Consider the following 15,372-nt stretch of genomic DNA (forward strand, 5'->3'; position numbering starts at 1 on the left):
GATGCACCTTCTCAACCGACGCGAAGCACAGGGCCGCCTCAAAGTCGGGCAGCCGATGGCGATCATCGATATCGGCTCGAACTCCGTGCGCCTCGTCGCCTATGAGGGCCTCGTGCGGTCATTGACGCCGATCTACAACGAGAAAGTTCTTTGCGGCCTCGGCCGTCACGTGGCGACGACAGGACGGCTCGACGACGAGGCAACCGGGCGCGCGCTGCGCGCATTGGCGCGCTTCCGCGTTCTCTGCCGGACCATGAACGTTTCGGACGTGTTCGTGCTGGCGACAGCGGCCGCGCGCGACGCAACGAACGGCGCCGCATTTCTCGAGGCCGCATCAAAGGCCTGCGGACAGGAGATCGCACTTCTGTCCGGCGCCGAGGAGGCGCGGCTTTCCGCCCTCGGTGTGCTGTCCGGCTTCTACGCGCCGGACGGGCTGGTGGGTGATATGGGCGGCGGCAGCCTCGAACTGGTCGATGTCAGCCGCGAGAGCGTCGGCGAGGGCGTCACCATGCCGCTCGGCGGACTCGCCCTGCAGGACATGAGCGGCGGCTCGCTGAAGAAAGCGCAGAAGATCATTCGCTCGGCGCTCGAACGGGCGCCCGAATATCTCGAGCATCTGCACGGGCGAACCTTCTATGCCGTGGGCGGCACGTGGCGCGCCTTGGCCCGGCTTCATCAGGCGGCGACGGATTATCCGCTGCATGTGATGCACGCCTACACGATCGATCCGCGCGACAGTCTCGACTTCCTGCATCTCGTCGAGGAGGTGGACAGCAAGACGCTGAAGGATATCGAAAGTATCTCCGAGGCGCGCCGGCCGCTGCTTGCCTATGGAGCCATCCTGCTCGAAGAGATCATCCGGCTCGGCCAGCCGAAGGAGATCGCGATCTCCGCTTATGGCGTGCGTGAGGGCGTACTCTACCAAAAGCTCGACCCGGCCACGCAGAAGCGCGATCCGCTGCTCTCGGCAACGGAGGACCTCAACCTGTTGCGATCCCGTTCGCCGGCGCACGGGGAGGAATTGTGGGCCTGGACGAGCCAGTTCATCGATTCCGTCGGCCTTCCGGAGACCGAAGCCGAACGCCGCCTGCGGCACGCCGCCTGCCTCCTTGCCGATATCGGCTGGCGCGCCCATCCCGATTACCGCGGCGAGCAGAGCCTCAACCTGATCGCCTACGGGGCCTTTGCGGGCCTCGATCATCCCGGCCGCGCCTATCTGGCGCTGGCGATCTTTTTCCGGCACGAGGGCTTGTCGCCCGACAAGGTCGGATCGCGCATCAAGTCCCTCGCCGGTCCGCGCTTGATGGAACGCGCACGCCTGCTCGCCGCGTTGATGCGGGTTGCCTACCCGGTTTCGGTCGCGATGGAAGGCGTGTTGCCCCGGACGCCGTTGTTCCTGCGCGACCGGAACGTCGTGCTGCAGCTGCCGCAGGCGATGGCGGAGCTTGCCAATGAGAGGCTGCTGGGGCGGATGCGGGCGCTCGGGAAACTGACGAATCTGGAGCCGTTGATCGAGATCGTTTAGAGCCTGATCCGGCGAAGTGGATACCGGTTCGCCGACGACTCTAGGTCTGTCCCAGATCAAACGACACGGAATCGGGCACAGCGCGAACCTTTACGCGGCCCCGCTCCAGCACCAGCCCGAACTTTCCGTTCTTCAGCGCCAGCGCCTTTTGCCCGAACAATTCGTGGCGCCAGCCTTTCAGCGAGGGCACGTTTGCGGCGTCGCTCTCGGCGATGGCCTCGAGTTCGTCGACGGTGGCAATGATCTTGGGCGCCACGCCTTCTTCCTCTGCGACGGCCTTCAAGAGAACCTTCAGCAACTCGACCACGGCGCCGGCGGCGCCCCGGCCGCGCGTGCGTTCGAGCACCGGCACGGTCGCGGGATCGCGGGCGAGGCCGCGTTCGACGGCCTCCAGGATGTCGCCGCCCGTGCGGGAGCGCTCGAAGCCGTTGGGGATCGAGCGCAGGCGACCGAGCGCCTCGACCGTGCGGGGGGCCGAGACGGCGAGGTCCACGAGGGCGTCGTCCTTGAGGATGCGGCCCCGCGGGACGTCGCGGCTTTGCGCCTCGCGCTCGCGCCAGGAGGCGATCTCCATGAGGACCGCAACCTCTTTCGGCTTGCGCAGACGGCCGACGAGCCGCCGCCACGCGTTCTCGGGATCCGCCTGATATGTCTCGGGGGCGGTCAGGACCGCCATCTCCTCGCTCAGCCAGGCAAGGCGGCCGCTCTTTTCAAGCTGCTGCAGCAATTCCTGGTAGACGGTCACGAGATACGTCACGTCGGAGAGCGCGTAGGTCAGTTGCGCATCGGTCAGGGGCCGGCGCGACCAATCGGTGAAGCGCGAGGATTTGTCGACGCGGGCTTTCGCCAGGTCGTTGACAAGCTGCTCATAGGAAACCGAATCGCCGTAGCCGCAGACCATGGCGGCGATCTGGGTGTCGAAGAGAGGCGCGGGGACCAGTTGGCCCAGGTTCCAGACGATTTCCAGGTCCTGCCGGGCGGAATGGAACACTTTCGTGACATTCGGATCGGCCATCAACGCCATGAAGGGATCGAGGGAGATGTCGTCGGCGAGGGGATCGATCAGGAAAGCGTCGGCCGCATCCGGCCCCGCCATCTGGATCAGGCAAAGCTTGGGATAATAGGTGGTCTCGCGCAGGAATTCCGTATCGACCGTCACGAATGGATGGGCGGCAAGGCGGGCACAGGCAGCCGCGAGGGCATCGGTAGTGGTGATCAGGTCCATGGAAAAGGCTTTTAACCGAAGCCGCGCGATCCCGCGACCTGTCTTTTGGATCCGCAGATCCCTCTTAGGGGGAATTTATTGCCGTCCGGATCGCGATGAGTTTGGGTCGAATTGGTCCAAATTCATAAAACGTGATCGACTCCAATAACCTGGAGCATGGCGTCAATTCTGCATCATGCTCTAGGCAGCGCCCAGCGCACCCGCGCGGCTTCGCGAATTCCCTACCGGGAGATCGGGGACAGGCACCACCTGCCCCTCCTGCAGTGTAATCACCCGGTCGGCGGCGCGGATGGTGTCGGGCCGGTGGGCGATGACCACACGGGTGATCTTCAGCTTCGCCAGCGCATGGTTCACCTCCCGCTCCTTGTCGAGGTCGAGGTTTGATGTGCCTTCGTCCATGAACAGGATGCGCGGCCGGCGGTAGAGCGCCCGGGCGAGCAGGACCCGTTGACGCTGGCCGCCCGAAAGGGTCGTGCCCGTGTCGCCCACGAGTGTATTGTAGTTCATCGGCATCGCCATGATCTCGCCGTCGATGCCCGCGGTCGTCGCGCATTCGCGCATCCAGTCGAGGTCGGGCCTTGCGTCGAAGAAGCTGATGTTCTCGGCGAGACTGCCCGACAGCATGTGATCTTCCTGCATCACGACGCCGATCTGGGCGCGGAAGGATTGGAGGCCGAAATGGCCGAGCGGGATGCCATCGACCAGCACGCTTCCCGTCTTTGGGCTGAAGAGCCCGAGCATCAGCTTGAGCAACGTGGTCTTGCCGCCGCCCGAGGGGCCGGTGATGGCGACGAATTCGCCGCTCTCGACGCGAAATGCGATCTCCGACAGGATCTCAGGCTCGGTCGCGGCGTAGCGAAAGGAAACGTCCTTCAGCTCGATCGTGCCCTGCAGTTCCCTCGCGATCAGCCGCTTCTCGTCGTAGCCTGCTTCCTTCTCGGTCAGGGCGATATCGGACAGACGGGACACATAGAGATCCAGCATCCTGTACTGGATCGCCATCTCGATCAGCGCCGTTGCTTTTTCGAGAAACTGTGTCTTGTAGGACATGAACGCATAGAGCATGCCGACGCTCATTGCGCCCGACATGGCCGCACGCGCGCCGAGATAGACGACGAGCACGTTCTCCAGCCCGTAGAGCAACTGGTTCGCCGTCCTGAAACCGATATTCAGGCGGTTTTGACGGATGGCCTTGCTGATCGCGTTCGCATGCCTGTTCTGCCACAAAGCCTCGCGGTCGCTCTCCGCACCGAAGATCTTGATGCTCTGGATCGCCCGTGCGGTCTCGATGAAGGTGGTGCTTTCCTTCGCCTGCGCTTCAATCATCTCTTCCTGCGATTGCCGGAGGGCGCGGTAGAAGATCGCACGGATGAGCGCGTAGAGCAGGAGCGCACCGAGGACGACGAGCGACAGTGACGGGCTGTAGATGAGAATCATGACCAGCGTCAGGATTGCCATTCCGCCATCGACAAGCGCGCCGATCAGACCTTGGGAAAACAGATTTTGGATCGGCGTCGTCGCGCCAAATCGCGAGATGATGTCGCCGGTGTGGCGCTTTTCGAACCAATCCAGCGGCAGGCGCACAAGGTGGTTGAAAAGGCCGGCGCTCATCTGGAAATTGAGCGCGCTGCCGAGAAACAGCAGGACCTGCGCACGCAGCCAGTTGGCGGCTGCGTTGATGATCAGCAGAAGGGTGAAACCGACCGCGAGCGCGGTCAGAAGTCCGGAATCGCCCTTCATGATCGCGTCGTCGACCACGAGTTGCATGTAGAACGGGCTTGCCAGGACGACGATCTGCATGACGATCGAGAGCACGAGAGCCTGTGCGAGCGCCCGGCGGGTTCCGGTGAGCTTTGCCCAGAACGTGGAGAGAGGCAGTCGCGCGGCGGCCTTCTTGATCTCGAAGGTTTCCGTGGGCGTCAATTCCAGCGCGATGCCGGTGAAGTGCCGTCCCGATTCCGCAAGCGTATAAGTGCGAATGCCGGAGGCCGGGTCGTGGACGACGATGCTGCGGCCTCTCATCTCTTTCAGAACCACGAAGTGGTTCATATCCCAGTGCAGGATGCAGGGCGTCTTGATGTCCTTGAGCTGGGTGGGTTCAAGGCGCAATCCGCGTCCCATCATGCCGATCTGCTGCGCGATCGTCAGCACATCCTTGAGGGTGGTGCCCTTCAGGGAAATCGAGAATTGGCGCCGCAAGCCAATGAGGTCGATCTCGTGCCCGTGATAGGTCGCCACCATGGCAAGGCACGCCAGGCCGCATTCCGCGGCCTCGGATTGCAGAATCATCGGGAGGCGGGGCCCGCCGAGAAAGTGGACCTTGTCGAGGACGCTCACATGCGACCCCGGAGGCTGAAAAGCGGCTCGAAGAGCCATGCCATCAGGGAGCGCTCCTCGAGCACGATATCGGCCTGAAGCGACATGTCGGGCTGCAGCGGCACATCACGCCCAAAAGCCCTCATCGCCTGGTCCTTCAACCGCACGGTGACGCGATAGGCCGGCTCCTTGAGCGCGACCTTTCCGAAGAGTTCGTCCGGGGCAAGGATCGCCTGCGAAACGGTCTCGACCATCCCGTCCTTGCTGCCGAAGCTCTGATAGGGAAATGCGTCGATCATCAGCCGCACCCGCTGGCCCGGCTCCACGAAGCCGATCGCCCGGCTCGGGACGAACAGTTCAGCCCGAAGTTCCGCGCCATCCGGCACGAGCGTGAGGAGGGGGCGGTTCGGATCGACTGCCTGACCCGGGCCGACCTGAAGCGCCGTGACGAGGCCGGCCACGGGCGCCCGGATCACCTGCGCGCCCCGCGCCTCGATTTCGCTCCGCTCCCGCTCGCGATCGGCAAGGTCGAGGCGTCGCTGTGACAAACGCTCGCGGGCCTGAACGGGAAGGCCGTCGCGCTGCAACCGCGCCTGCTGCAATTCGCGCCCGTTGGTGGCAAGCTCCTCATCGAGCTCGGCCAGATCCTGGCGGGTCGCCCGCACGGTCTCTTCCTGAACCTGCAAGGCGAGCTTCGTGACACTTCCTTTCTGGTAGAGCTGGAACAGCGTTTCGCGGCGCTCCTCGGCGGCGCCGGCCCGCTCCACCTGCAAGGCGCGCTGGGCGGCGATGGCGTCCCGCTGGGCGAGCACGCTCTCGATGGTGGCATCGAGCCGCACGATTTCATTGGCGACGCGGGCCGGGTCCGCCGCGATCTGCTCGCGGATGAGGCGTGTCTGCGCGTCGAGGCTTGCCAGCAGGGTGGCCCCCAGCGTTCCGCCGCCCTCCAGTCCCTGCTGCGAATCGATGGTGAAGAGAGGATCCCCGACGCGAACCCGGTCGCCCTCCCGGACTCTGAGCATCGTCACGACGCCGTGGCGCCGCGCCGATACGCGCGCGACGCCCTCGGTCGAGACCAGTGCGCCGATGGCGGTTTCCTTGCGGGCATATCCGGCGGTTGAGACGAAAACGACGATGAGAAGCGTTGCGGCGACGAGAAACGATCCGAGAAGGCGCCACGAGAGCGGTGCGGTGGGGACCGCCGCAGCCGAATTCTCGGCGCCGTCGAGGGCCTGCGGACGAAAAAAGCTCTGGTTCAAGAAAGCGCAGCCTTAACGATAATGGGCAATAAGCAACTATGTTGCATATTCTGAGGCGTGGCAAGGCGCCGCCAAGCTCCCGGCTCGATCGAAAGCTTGGCGCCAATCGATGTCAGCTCTTTCTCGCCCGGGCCGAGGCCGGCAGCGAAATGGCGGGGCTGGCTGGACGGAGCCCTCAGGCTTGCGACCGCATGGTGGATTTAGCCCTTCCGCCTTGACATCCCCCGGCGGCCATGAATGTTGCCCGGACATTGCTCCGATCAGGTTCATTCAGCAGGCTCCCATGTCCTCCGCCTCTCCCATGTCCGCCCCTTCCACGCCCATGCACCGCTACCGCTCCCATACCTGCGGCGCGCTCCGGGAATCCGATGTGGGCGGGATCGCCCGCCTGTCGGGCTGGTGCCACCGCATCCGGGACCATGGCGGCGTGCTGTTCATCGACCTGCGCGATCATTACGGCATGACCCAGTGCGTCGTGGATCCGGATTCGCCCGCCTTCAAGCTCGCCGAAACCGCCCGTTCCGAGTGGGTGATCCGCGTCGACGGCAAGGTGCGCAAACGTCCGGCCGGAACCGAAAACCCGGATCTCCCCTCCGGCATGATCGAGCTCTACATCACGGAGATCGAGGTGCTGGGTCCGGCGGACGAGCTGCCGATGCCGGTTTTCGGCGATCAGGAATACCCGGAGGAGACGCGTCTCCGTTACCGCTATCTCGATCTGCGCCGTGACAAGCTGCACCAGAACATCATCAAGCGTGGCGCCATCATCGACGGCATTCGCCGCCGCATGAAGGAAAGCGCCTTCTTCGAGTTCACGACACCGATTCTCACCGCCTCGTCGCCGGAGGGTGCGCGCGACTTCCTGGTGCCGTCGCGGCTCCATGCGGGCCAGTTCTACGCGTTGCCGCAGGCGCCGCAGCAGTTCAAGCAGCTCATCATGATCTCCGGTTTCGACCGGTATTTCCAGATCGCGCCCTGCTTCCGCGACGAAGACCCGCGCGCCGACCGCCTGCCGGGCGAATTCTACCAGATCGACGTGGAGATGAGCTTCGTCACCCAGGAAGACGTGTTCCAGACCATGGAGCCGGTCATCCGCGACACCTTCCGCGAATTCGCCGACGGCAAGCCGGTGACGGACGTGTTTCCGCGCATCAAGTATTTCGACGCGCTGTTGAAATACGGCACCGACAAGCCGGATCTGCGCAACCCGCTGATCATCGCCGATGTGTCGGATGAGTTTTCGCGTGAGGAAGTCACCTTCAACGCCTTCAAGAACGTCATCAGGTCGGGCGGCGTCGTGCGCGCCATTCCGGCGACTGGCGCCGCCTCGCAGCCGCGCTCGTTCTTCGACAAGCTCAACGAATGGGCGCGCACGGAAGGCGCGCCCGGCCTCGGCTATGTGGTGTTCGAGGAAGAGGGCGGAAAGATCATCGGCAAGGGCCCGATCGCCAAGTTCATCCCCGACGAGGTGCAAGCCGCAATCCGCCAGAAGGCTGGCCTCAAGGCCGGCGACGCGGTGTTCTTCTCCGCAGGAACCGAGGATAAAGCCGCCTCGCTTGCGGGCAAGGCGCGCGTGCGCATCGGCGACGAACTCGGCCTTGGCGACAAGAACCAGTTCGCCTTCGCGTGGATCGTCGACTTCCCGCAATACGAGTGGAACGAGGACGAGAAGAAGATCGACTTCTCGCACAACCCGTTCTCGATGCCGGCGATCGAGCCTGAGGAGTTCCTCAAGCTCACCGACGCCGACAAGGATCGCATCCTCAAGCTGACCGCCTACCAATACGATATGGTCTGCAACGGCTTCGAGCTCGCCTCCGGCGCCATCCGCAACCATCGCCCCGACATCATGAAAAAGGCGTTCGGGATCGCCGGCTATGACGAGCAGACGCTGGAGGACAAATTCGGCGGCATGTATCGCGCGTTCCATTACGGCGCGCCGCCCCACGGCGGTATGGCGGCGGGCATCGACCGCATCGTCATGCTGCTTTGCGGCGCGGTGAACCTGCGCGAGATCACCCTGTTCCCGATGAACCAGCGGGCCGAAGACCTCTTGCTCGGCGCGCCATCCGAGGTCTCGCCCAAGCAGCTTCGCGAATTGCACATTCGTCTGAACCTGCAGGAGAAATGATCCCGGCCACTGCCATCGTGGTGACATTCGACAGCGCGCACGCGCTGCCGGATTGTCTCGACGCTTTGCAGGCCGAAAGCGTGCCGACCGTCGTGGTCGACAATGCGTCGCTCGACGATACCGTGAGTATAGCGGAAGAGCGAGGCGTTCAGGTTGTCCGCAACCTGCGCAACGAAGGCTATGGCCGCGCCAACAATATCGGCGCGCGCGCGGCGAAAACCGAGTTCCTGCTCGTCGTCAATCCGGACGTGATCCTCGAACGGGGTGCTGTCGCGGCGCTGCTCCACGCCGCGGGACGCTATCCCGATGCGGGTTTGTTCGCGCCGCAGATCGTCGAGCCGAGTGGGCGGGTGTTTTTCCAACCTCGATCGCTTCTCGCACCGTATCTGACCAATCCGCCCGGCAAGCTCGCGCTCCCGGAAGGCGAATCGTGCGCGCCGTTCTTCTCCGGCGCGTGCTTTCTCGTCCGGCGCGAACTTTTCCTGCGGCTCGGCGGCTTCGACGAAAGTATCTTCCTGTTCTATGAGGATAACGATCTCTGCCGCCGGATCGCCGACAGCGGTTCGTCGCTCGTCTATGTGCCGCAGGCGATCGTCCGGCATGGGCGCGGACGGTCGAGCGGACCGAAACCGGGGCGCGTCTTCAAAGCCCGTTGGCATCAGGCGTGGTCGCGCGCCTATGTGAGCCGCAAATATGGGTTGCCGACGCCGGCTCCGGGCATGTTTCTCATCAATGCCCTCAAGACAATTGGCGTCGCATTGTCGTTCCGCCGTTCCCTGATCGAGCGCTATGCCGGTTCGGCGGCCGGCGCTTGGGCGTTTCTTCGCGGGCGCACGGCCTTGGGCCATGAGGGCCTGACATGAGGAAATCGGTTCTCCTTGGTAGGGTCCCCACCGTCAGCGTGGCGATGGAGCAGGACACGAACAACTTCACGCTGCTGCGCCTGGCCCTGGCGCTCGCCGTCGTCGTCTCCCATGCGTTCAGCGTCACCACCGGGCGGGTCGACGACGAACCGCTGGCCCTGCTGACGGGATTTACTCTCGGCGAGCATGCGGTCAACGGCTTTTTTGCCATCTCGGGTTTCCTCGTCACCATGAGCTTCGACCGCCGGGGCTGGTGGGATTATGTGATTGCGCGGACCTTGCGCATCGCGCCGGGCCTGATTGTCGCGACACTGGTGGTGGCGCTCCTGCTCGGGAGCCTCATGACGGCGCTCCCCGCGGCCGCCTATTTGCAAAGCGAGGGCGTGTGGCGCTTCATTATCGCGACGCTCACCACCTACAAGAGCAACATCGCGCTTCCTGGGGTTTTCACCGAGAACCCCTTCCGCTTCCCGATGGGGACGGTGTGGACGCTGAAATACGAGGTGCTCTGCTACGCGGCTGTCCTCGGGATCGGTATCGTTGGATTCCTGCGCTGGCGCTGGGCCGCCGTCGCTCTCGTCGCCGGCCTTGCTGCAGCCCTGCTAGCCCTCGACCTCTTCAACCCGGCCGCCCCCAAGGGGGTCGAGACCGCGATCCGCCTGCCGCTGATCTTTGCATTCGGCGGCGCGCTCTACGTGCTGCGCGATACGGTTCGGCTGTCGGCAATCGTGGTGCTGACATTCGCTACCGCCACGTGGCTCTCGAGCGACACGTTCCTGTACAAGACGCTGCTTTTCACCGGCACCGCCTATGCGATGCTCTGGCTTGCCCTGTCGCCCGCCTTGACGCGGTGGCATTTCGAACCGCGGCAGGATCTCTCCTACGGCACCTATCTTTACGGCTGGCCGATCCAGCAGGCGCTGCACGCGGCTCTGCCCGCCGTCGCGCCGCTGGTCCTGCTCGGACCCGCCTTGGCGCTCACGCTCGCGGTCGCGGCCCTCTCCTGGCTGGCGGTCGAGAAGCCGGCGCTGGCGTTGAAGGCGAAGGCCCTGGGGCGCCGAACGCTCAAGACGATTGAGCCCGCAGCACCCTGACGGCGGCGACCAGTTCCTTGATCCTGTCGCTCTGCAGCAGCGGGATGAGCGTCCCGATGCGCTCGCGCGGCAGGTCCCACCAGCGGGCCTCGAGCAAGGCCGCGACGGTCTCCTCATCGAAGCGATAGCGGATGATCTTGGCCGGGTTGCCGCCGACGATGGCGTAGGGCGGCACGTCCCGCGTGATCAGCGCATGAGCGGCGATGACGGCGCCGTTGCCGATGGTCACGCCGGACAGGATCGTCGCGCCCGAGCCGAGCCACACGTCATGCCCTATGGTCACGTTGCCGCGAGAGCCGTGATAATCGCGAGTCTCCGGCGCCGAGGGCCAGAGGCCGGGGAGGGCGGAGAACGGGTAGGTCGTTCCCCAGTCGGTGCGGTGATTCCCGCCGAGGAGGATTTCCACCTTGTCGGCAATCGAGCAATAGCGCCCGATCGTGAGCTTCTTGCCGGATTCCGGGAAACGCACCTTCGGACGACCGTAGCTGAACGCCCCGATCTCAAAGCCGTAGCGCTGCGCGAGGTCCGCGAGGTGCAGGTCGGTCTGGTTATGCGGATTGCGCCAGTTCTTCAGGCGGTGACGAATGCCCATGGGTCAGCGCCTACTGGTCGAACGACGTTGACGACAGGGGGCCGGGCGCGCACAAGGACACCTGACGAACAAACACTGACAGTTGGCGTGAGGAGCGTTTGGGATGGCTGATAACATCTCGCAGGATCTAAAGCAGGGAGCGCTCTTCTACCACCGCTATCCGCGTCCGGGAAAGCTCGAGATCCAGCCGACGAAGCCGCTCGGCAACCAGCGCGACCTCGCGCTCGCCTATTCCCCGGGCGTTGCCGCACCGTGCGAAGCCATTGCGGCCGATCCGGCGGAAGCCGCAAATCTGACGTCGCGCCAGAACCTGGTCGCTGTCATCACCAACGGCACCGCGGTGCTCGGCCTCGGCGACATCGGCCCGCTGGCGTCAAAACCGGTGATGGAGGGCAAGGCGGTCCTGTTCAAGAAATTCTCCGGCATCGACGTGTTCGATATCGAGATCGCCGAGAAGAACGTTGACAGGCTGGTGGATGTGATCGCGGCGCTCGAGCCGACCTTTGGCGGCATCAATCTGGAAGACATCAAGGCTCCGGAATGCTTCGAGGTCGAAGAACGCCTGAAAAGCCGCATGGACATTCCGGTCTTCCACGACGACCAGCACGGCACCGCGATCATCGTCGGCGCCGCGGTGACGAACGCGCTTGAACTTGCCGGCAAGCGCATCGAGGACGTGAAGATCGTGACCTCGGGCGCCGGCGCCGCAGCGCTCGCCTGCCTCAACCTGCTCGTCTCGCTCGGCGCCAAGCGTGAAAACATCTGGGTGTCGGATATCGAGGGCGTCGTCCATGATGGGCGCAACGAACTCATGGATCGGTGGAAATCGGTCTATGCCCAGAAGACCGATGCGCGGACGCTCGCCGATATCATGCCGGATGCGGATGTGTTCCTCGGCGTCTCCGCCGGCGGCGTCCTGAAGCCGGAATTCCTAGCGAAGATGGCGCCCAATCCGCTCATCATGGCGCTGGCGAACCCCTATCCGGAAATCATGCCCGAAGAGGCCGAGGCCGCGCGTCCGGACGCGATGATCTGCACGGGCCGCTCGGACTTTCCGAACCAGGTCAACAACGTCCTGTGTTTCCCGTACATCTTCCGGGGCGCGCTCGATGTGGGCGCGACGACGATCAACGAGGAGATGAAGGCTGCGGCCGTCAAAGCCATCGCCGGCCTCGCGCGCGAAGCGCCATCCGAAGTGGTGGCGCGCGCCTATGGCGGCGAGGCGCATCCATTCGGCAAGAAATCGTTGATTCCAAGTCCATTCGATCCGCGCCTGATCCTGCGCATCGCTCCGGCGGTCGCGAAGGCCGCGATGGATTCCGGCGTCGCCAAGACGCCCCTGGAAGACCTTGAGGCCTACGCGGATTCGCTGGGACGTTTCGTATTCCGTTCCGGCTTCATCATGAAGCCGCTTTTCTCCAAGGCGAAGGCCAACCCGAAGCGGGTGATCTACGCCGAAGGCGAAGATGAGCGCGTGCTCCGCGCGGTGCAGGTCATCGTCGAGGAAGGCATCGCGCAGCCGATCCTCATCGGCCGACCGAATGTGGTCGAAGCCCGCATCAAGCGTTACGGCCTGTCGATGGAGATCGGCCGGCATTTCGCGCTGGTCAATCCCGAGGACGATCCGCGCTATCGCGATTACGTCGCGACCTATGTGGAAGCCGCGGGCCGCAAGGGCATCACGCCCGATGCCGCGAAGACCCTGGTGCGCACCAACTCGACGGTCATCGGTGCGCTCGCGGTGCGGCGCGGCGATGCGGATGCGCTGATCTGCGGTTTGGAGGGACGGTTCGAGTCGCGCCTGAAGCACATCAAGGACATTATCGGGCTCTCGCCGGGCGTACGCGAGATGGCGGCGCTCTCCCTCGTCATCACCTCGAAGGGCGCGTATTTTCTCGCTGATACGCATGTGCAGCCGGATCCGAACGCCGAGGAAATCGCCGACATGACGATTGCCTGCGCCAGCCACGTGCGGCGCTTCGGACTCGAACCCAAGATCGCGCTGCTGTCGCACGCGGATTTCGGCGCTGCCAACACCCGCTCGGCCCGCAAGATGCGCGATGCGCTGGCGCTCATTCAGGAACGTGCACCCGAACTCGAAGTCGACGGTGAGATGCAGGCGGATGCAGCCCTGTCGGAAATGATCCGCGAACGGGTCAACCCGAATTCGCGGCTCAAGGGCGAGGCCAACATCCTCATCATGCCCAATCTCGACGCCGCCAATATCGCGTTTCAGTTCACCCGGATTCTGGCCGATTCACTGCCCGTCGGCCCGATCCTCATCGGCCCGGCAAAGCCCGCCCACGTGCTCACCCCCTCGGTGACAGCGCGGGGAATCGTCAATCTGACGGCGATCGCGGTGGTCGAGGCTCAGGCGGCCGAAGAGGATGCAGACGCGGCGTTGGCGGAACGCGTGGTTTGACGCCGAACCGTCGCCGCATTGCTATTCGGCGACGGCCGTCACATCGAGCTTTTCCAGTGCCGCTTTCGGATCCGAGAGCGACAGGATCTCGACGATGCCAAGTCCTGACGCGTCCTTGGCGCGGGCATTGATGATCAGCCGCCCCGGTTTGGCGACAAAGCGCGCGATGGCGCGACTGATGGTGGTCGCCTGCTCCGAATGGCCGATCAGCGATGGCACCACGAACGCTGCTCCGGCGCCATAGGTCTGACGCAGCTTGTCCGGGGTCGTTTTCTCTTCCCTGGCGGTTTTTGCAAGGAAGCGCTCGAACAATCCGCGATTCTCCAGCGTGACATCGAGCGCCTTTGCTTTCGCGCCCATCAGCGCCACGGTGGCGATCGCCTCGTCCGCATCGAAGATTTCCTTCGAGACGCTGCCGAAAAGGCCCGTGAGCGATATGGTCGCCATGTCCTTGCCCTGCAACGACAGTTCCGTCACGGCGATCTCGTTGGCTGCCTCGTTCCAGCGTCCCGCAAAGGCGAAAGACAGATCGAGGTCCCGGTAGCCGAGCGCCCGCAACTCCTTCACGCCGTCTTCCTTGCTGTCTTCAGGGAGTGTGACGGCAAAGTTCTGCACCGCCCATCGCAGATTTGTCGGCACGTTGTTAACCGGCTGATCGGCCGTGAACTCGACTTCCTTCACCGTGGAGCTGAGCTTTGTTGTCCGGCCGCCATTGCCGTTCACGGATGTGTCGAGAGCGATCCCCGATAGCTTCAGTGTCCCGAGCGTCGGCGCGAGGCTGCGCGCATCCACGGCCTCGAACGCATCCAGCGACTTGCCCTGGAGCTTTTTCAGCCCTTCGAGCGTGGGCGCTATGGAGAATCCGGTGAGACTGGCGCTGGCAAGAGAGAACCTTCCGCTCTGGTCGTTGAACTCGAGCCCTTCGATCCGCACCTCCGCGGGCCGCGATCCCGGCCCCGAATAGCTCATGCGGGCGATTTTCGCGCTGGGTCCTGGACTTGGGCGGGTCCGTTTCATTTCAAAGCCGGTCGCCTCCACGTGAGCGATATCGAAAGCGCCGAAGAAATCCGCCGTGGTGGCGATGAGGCGGCTCTGCTCGTCAGCCGTCATCTCGTCCTTGCCGGCGAGTTCCGCAAACAGCGTCGTGGCGCCGAGCCACGATTCCGAAATCGTGCGCGCCATGAAATCCCGGCCGGAGATCCGGGCGATTTTGAACTGCACGCCTTCCTTGCCGTCCACCAGATCGACGTTGTCGATCGAGAACGCGCCATGGATCTTCACCAGCGGGTTGGGGCCGGCGGCCGCTCGCGTTTCATAGAGACGTGCGAGCGCCGGCAGCTCCAGATCGCTGACGGAGGTGCGACCGTAGCTGAAATTGGCCTGATCCCGGCCTTCAGTGGTTTCGGCGCCCGCCGTATCGGCGGTGGCCTCCGCAACCCTGCCACGGACGACGTCTCTGAAAACGACGTTCTTGTAGGTGATCGTCTGAGTTTGAGGACCGATCGTTCGGGTCGATTTCAGGCTGGGCGCCACGACCTGCTTGGCGCTGATGCGCGCCAACCGCGTTTCGAGGGGCTCGCTGGACGTGCTCGCCAAAAGGGCATCGAGATCGGCGCGGGACGAGGCAAGGCCCGAAATCTCGATTCGCGCGGCCTCGTAGGTCGATCCGCCGGAGGTAAAGCGCACATTCTCCAGCGTGACGCTCTCGGCGCTTTGCGCAAATGCCGCATTCCAGAGCGGCACCTTCACGGAGCCGACCGTCACCTGGGGGCCGTTGCGGTCGAGCGCGAGATTGCTCACGATCGCCGGTTCAAAGCGCAGAACGGCGGCGCCAGCGAACAGGGCCAAGGCACAAAGCGCGGGCCGGTAAAGACGCCTCATGAAAGCTCCTCTAATGGTGGCGGCGGGAGCTGGCGCTCTGCAAACGAGCGGCGATACGGGCGTT

The 15,372-nt window shown here is 64.1% G+C and carries 10 protein-coding genes; 5 read left to right on the forward strand and 5 right to left on the reverse strand.

The features are described 5' to 3' along the window. Window position 1: 1 nt before the first annotated feature. Complete coding sequence (gene ppx, locus FEZ63_RS00995; RefSeq protein WP_150941773.1) at window positions 2-1,525, forward strand: exopolyphosphatase; 1,524 nt, start codon at window positions 2-4, stop codon at window positions 1,523-1,525. A gap of 40 nt (window positions 1,526-1,565) precedes the next feature. Here ppx and rnd read toward each other — a convergent pair whose 3' ends face one another. The 3 genes from rnd to FEZ63_RS01010 all read right to left on the reverse strand — a co-directional run bounded on the left by rnd (window position 1,566) and on the right by FEZ63_RS01010 (window position 6,325). Then, the gene (rnd, locus tag FEZ63_RS01000) at window positions 1,566-2,750 is read right to left on the reverse strand and encodes a ribonuclease D (RefSeq protein WP_150941774.1); all 1,185 of its coding nucleotides are present in this window, start codon (window positions 2,748-2,750) and stop codon (window positions 1,566-1,568) included. Window positions 2,751-2,930: 180 nt separating this feature from the next. Next, a complete protein-coding gene (locus tag FEZ63_RS01005) occupies window positions 2,931-5,087 on the reverse strand; it encodes a peptidase domain-containing ABC transporter (RefSeq protein WP_201274054.1) in 2,157 nt (718 codons plus the stop codon). Further along, a complete protein-coding gene (locus FEZ63_RS01010) occupies window positions 5,084-6,325 on the reverse strand; it encodes a beta-barrel domain-containing protein (RefSeq protein ID WP_150941776.1) in 1,242 nt (413 codons plus the stop codon). Before FEZ63_RS01010 ends, FEZ63_RS01005 begins: the two co-directional genes overlap by 4 nt. Window positions 6,326-6,647: 322 nt before the next feature. On the opposite strand from FEZ63_RS01010, the gene aspS reads away from it, so the two are divergent. The 3 genes from aspS to FEZ63_RS01025 are packed head-to-tail and all read left to right on the forward strand — an operon-like array spanning window position 6,648 to window position 10,413. Further along, on the forward strand, window positions 6,648-8,456 hold the full coding sequence (gene aspS / locus FEZ63_RS01015) for an aspartate--tRNA ligase (protein ID WP_150941888.1): 1,809 nt from the start codon (window positions 6,648-6,650) through the stop codon (window positions 8,454-8,456). After that, a complete protein-coding gene (locus tag FEZ63_RS01020; RefSeq protein ID WP_150941777.1) occupies window positions 8,453-9,319 on the forward strand; it encodes a glycosyltransferase family 2 protein in 867 nt (288 codons plus the stop codon). Before aspS ends, FEZ63_RS01020 begins: the two co-directional genes overlap by 4 nt. Beyond that, window positions 9,316-10,413 carry an acyltransferase family protein gene (locus FEZ63_RS01025; protein WP_150941778.1) on the forward strand — a complete coding sequence of 366 codons (1,098 nt, stop codon included), beginning with the start codon at window positions 9,316-9,318 and terminating at the stop codon, window positions 10,411-10,413. The genes FEZ63_RS01020 and FEZ63_RS01025 overlap by 4 nt, the downstream gene beginning before the upstream one ends. Here the strand turns inward: FEZ63_RS01025 and FEZ63_RS01030 are convergent. After that, window positions 10,385-11,005, reverse strand: coding sequence for a CatB-related O-acetyltransferase (locus FEZ63_RS01030; protein WP_150941779.1), 621 nt, complete (start codon window positions 11,003-11,005; stop codon window positions 10,385-10,387). The two genes, FEZ63_RS01025 and FEZ63_RS01030, sit on opposite strands and share 29 nt — an antisense overlap. A gap of 103 nt (window positions 11,006-11,108) precedes the next feature. Here FEZ63_RS01030 and FEZ63_RS01035 point away from each other — a divergent pair, with 103 nt between their 5' ends. Further along, the gene (locus FEZ63_RS01035; protein ID WP_150941780.1) at window positions 11,109-13,427 is read left to right on the forward strand and encodes an NADP-dependent malic enzyme; all 2,319 of its coding nucleotides are present in this window, start codon (window positions 11,109-11,111) and stop codon (window positions 13,425-13,427) included. Between the two features lie 21 nt (window positions 13,428-13,448). Here FEZ63_RS01035 and FEZ63_RS01040 read toward each other — a convergent pair whose 3' ends face one another. Next, window positions 13,449-15,308: a hypothetical protein gene (locus tag FEZ63_RS01040; RefSeq protein ID WP_150941781.1), complete on the reverse strand. Its 1,860-nt coding sequence runs from the start codon at window positions 15,306-15,308 to the stop codon at window positions 13,449-13,451. Window positions 15,309-15,372: the final 64 nt, after the last annotated feature.

Origin of the sequence: Microvirga brassicacearum (assembly GCF_008757455.1) — a bacterium.
In the GTDB taxonomy this organism is placed as follows: Bacteria; Pseudomonadota; Alphaproteobacteria; order Rhizobiales; family Beijerinckiaceae; genus Microvirga; species Microvirga brassicacearum.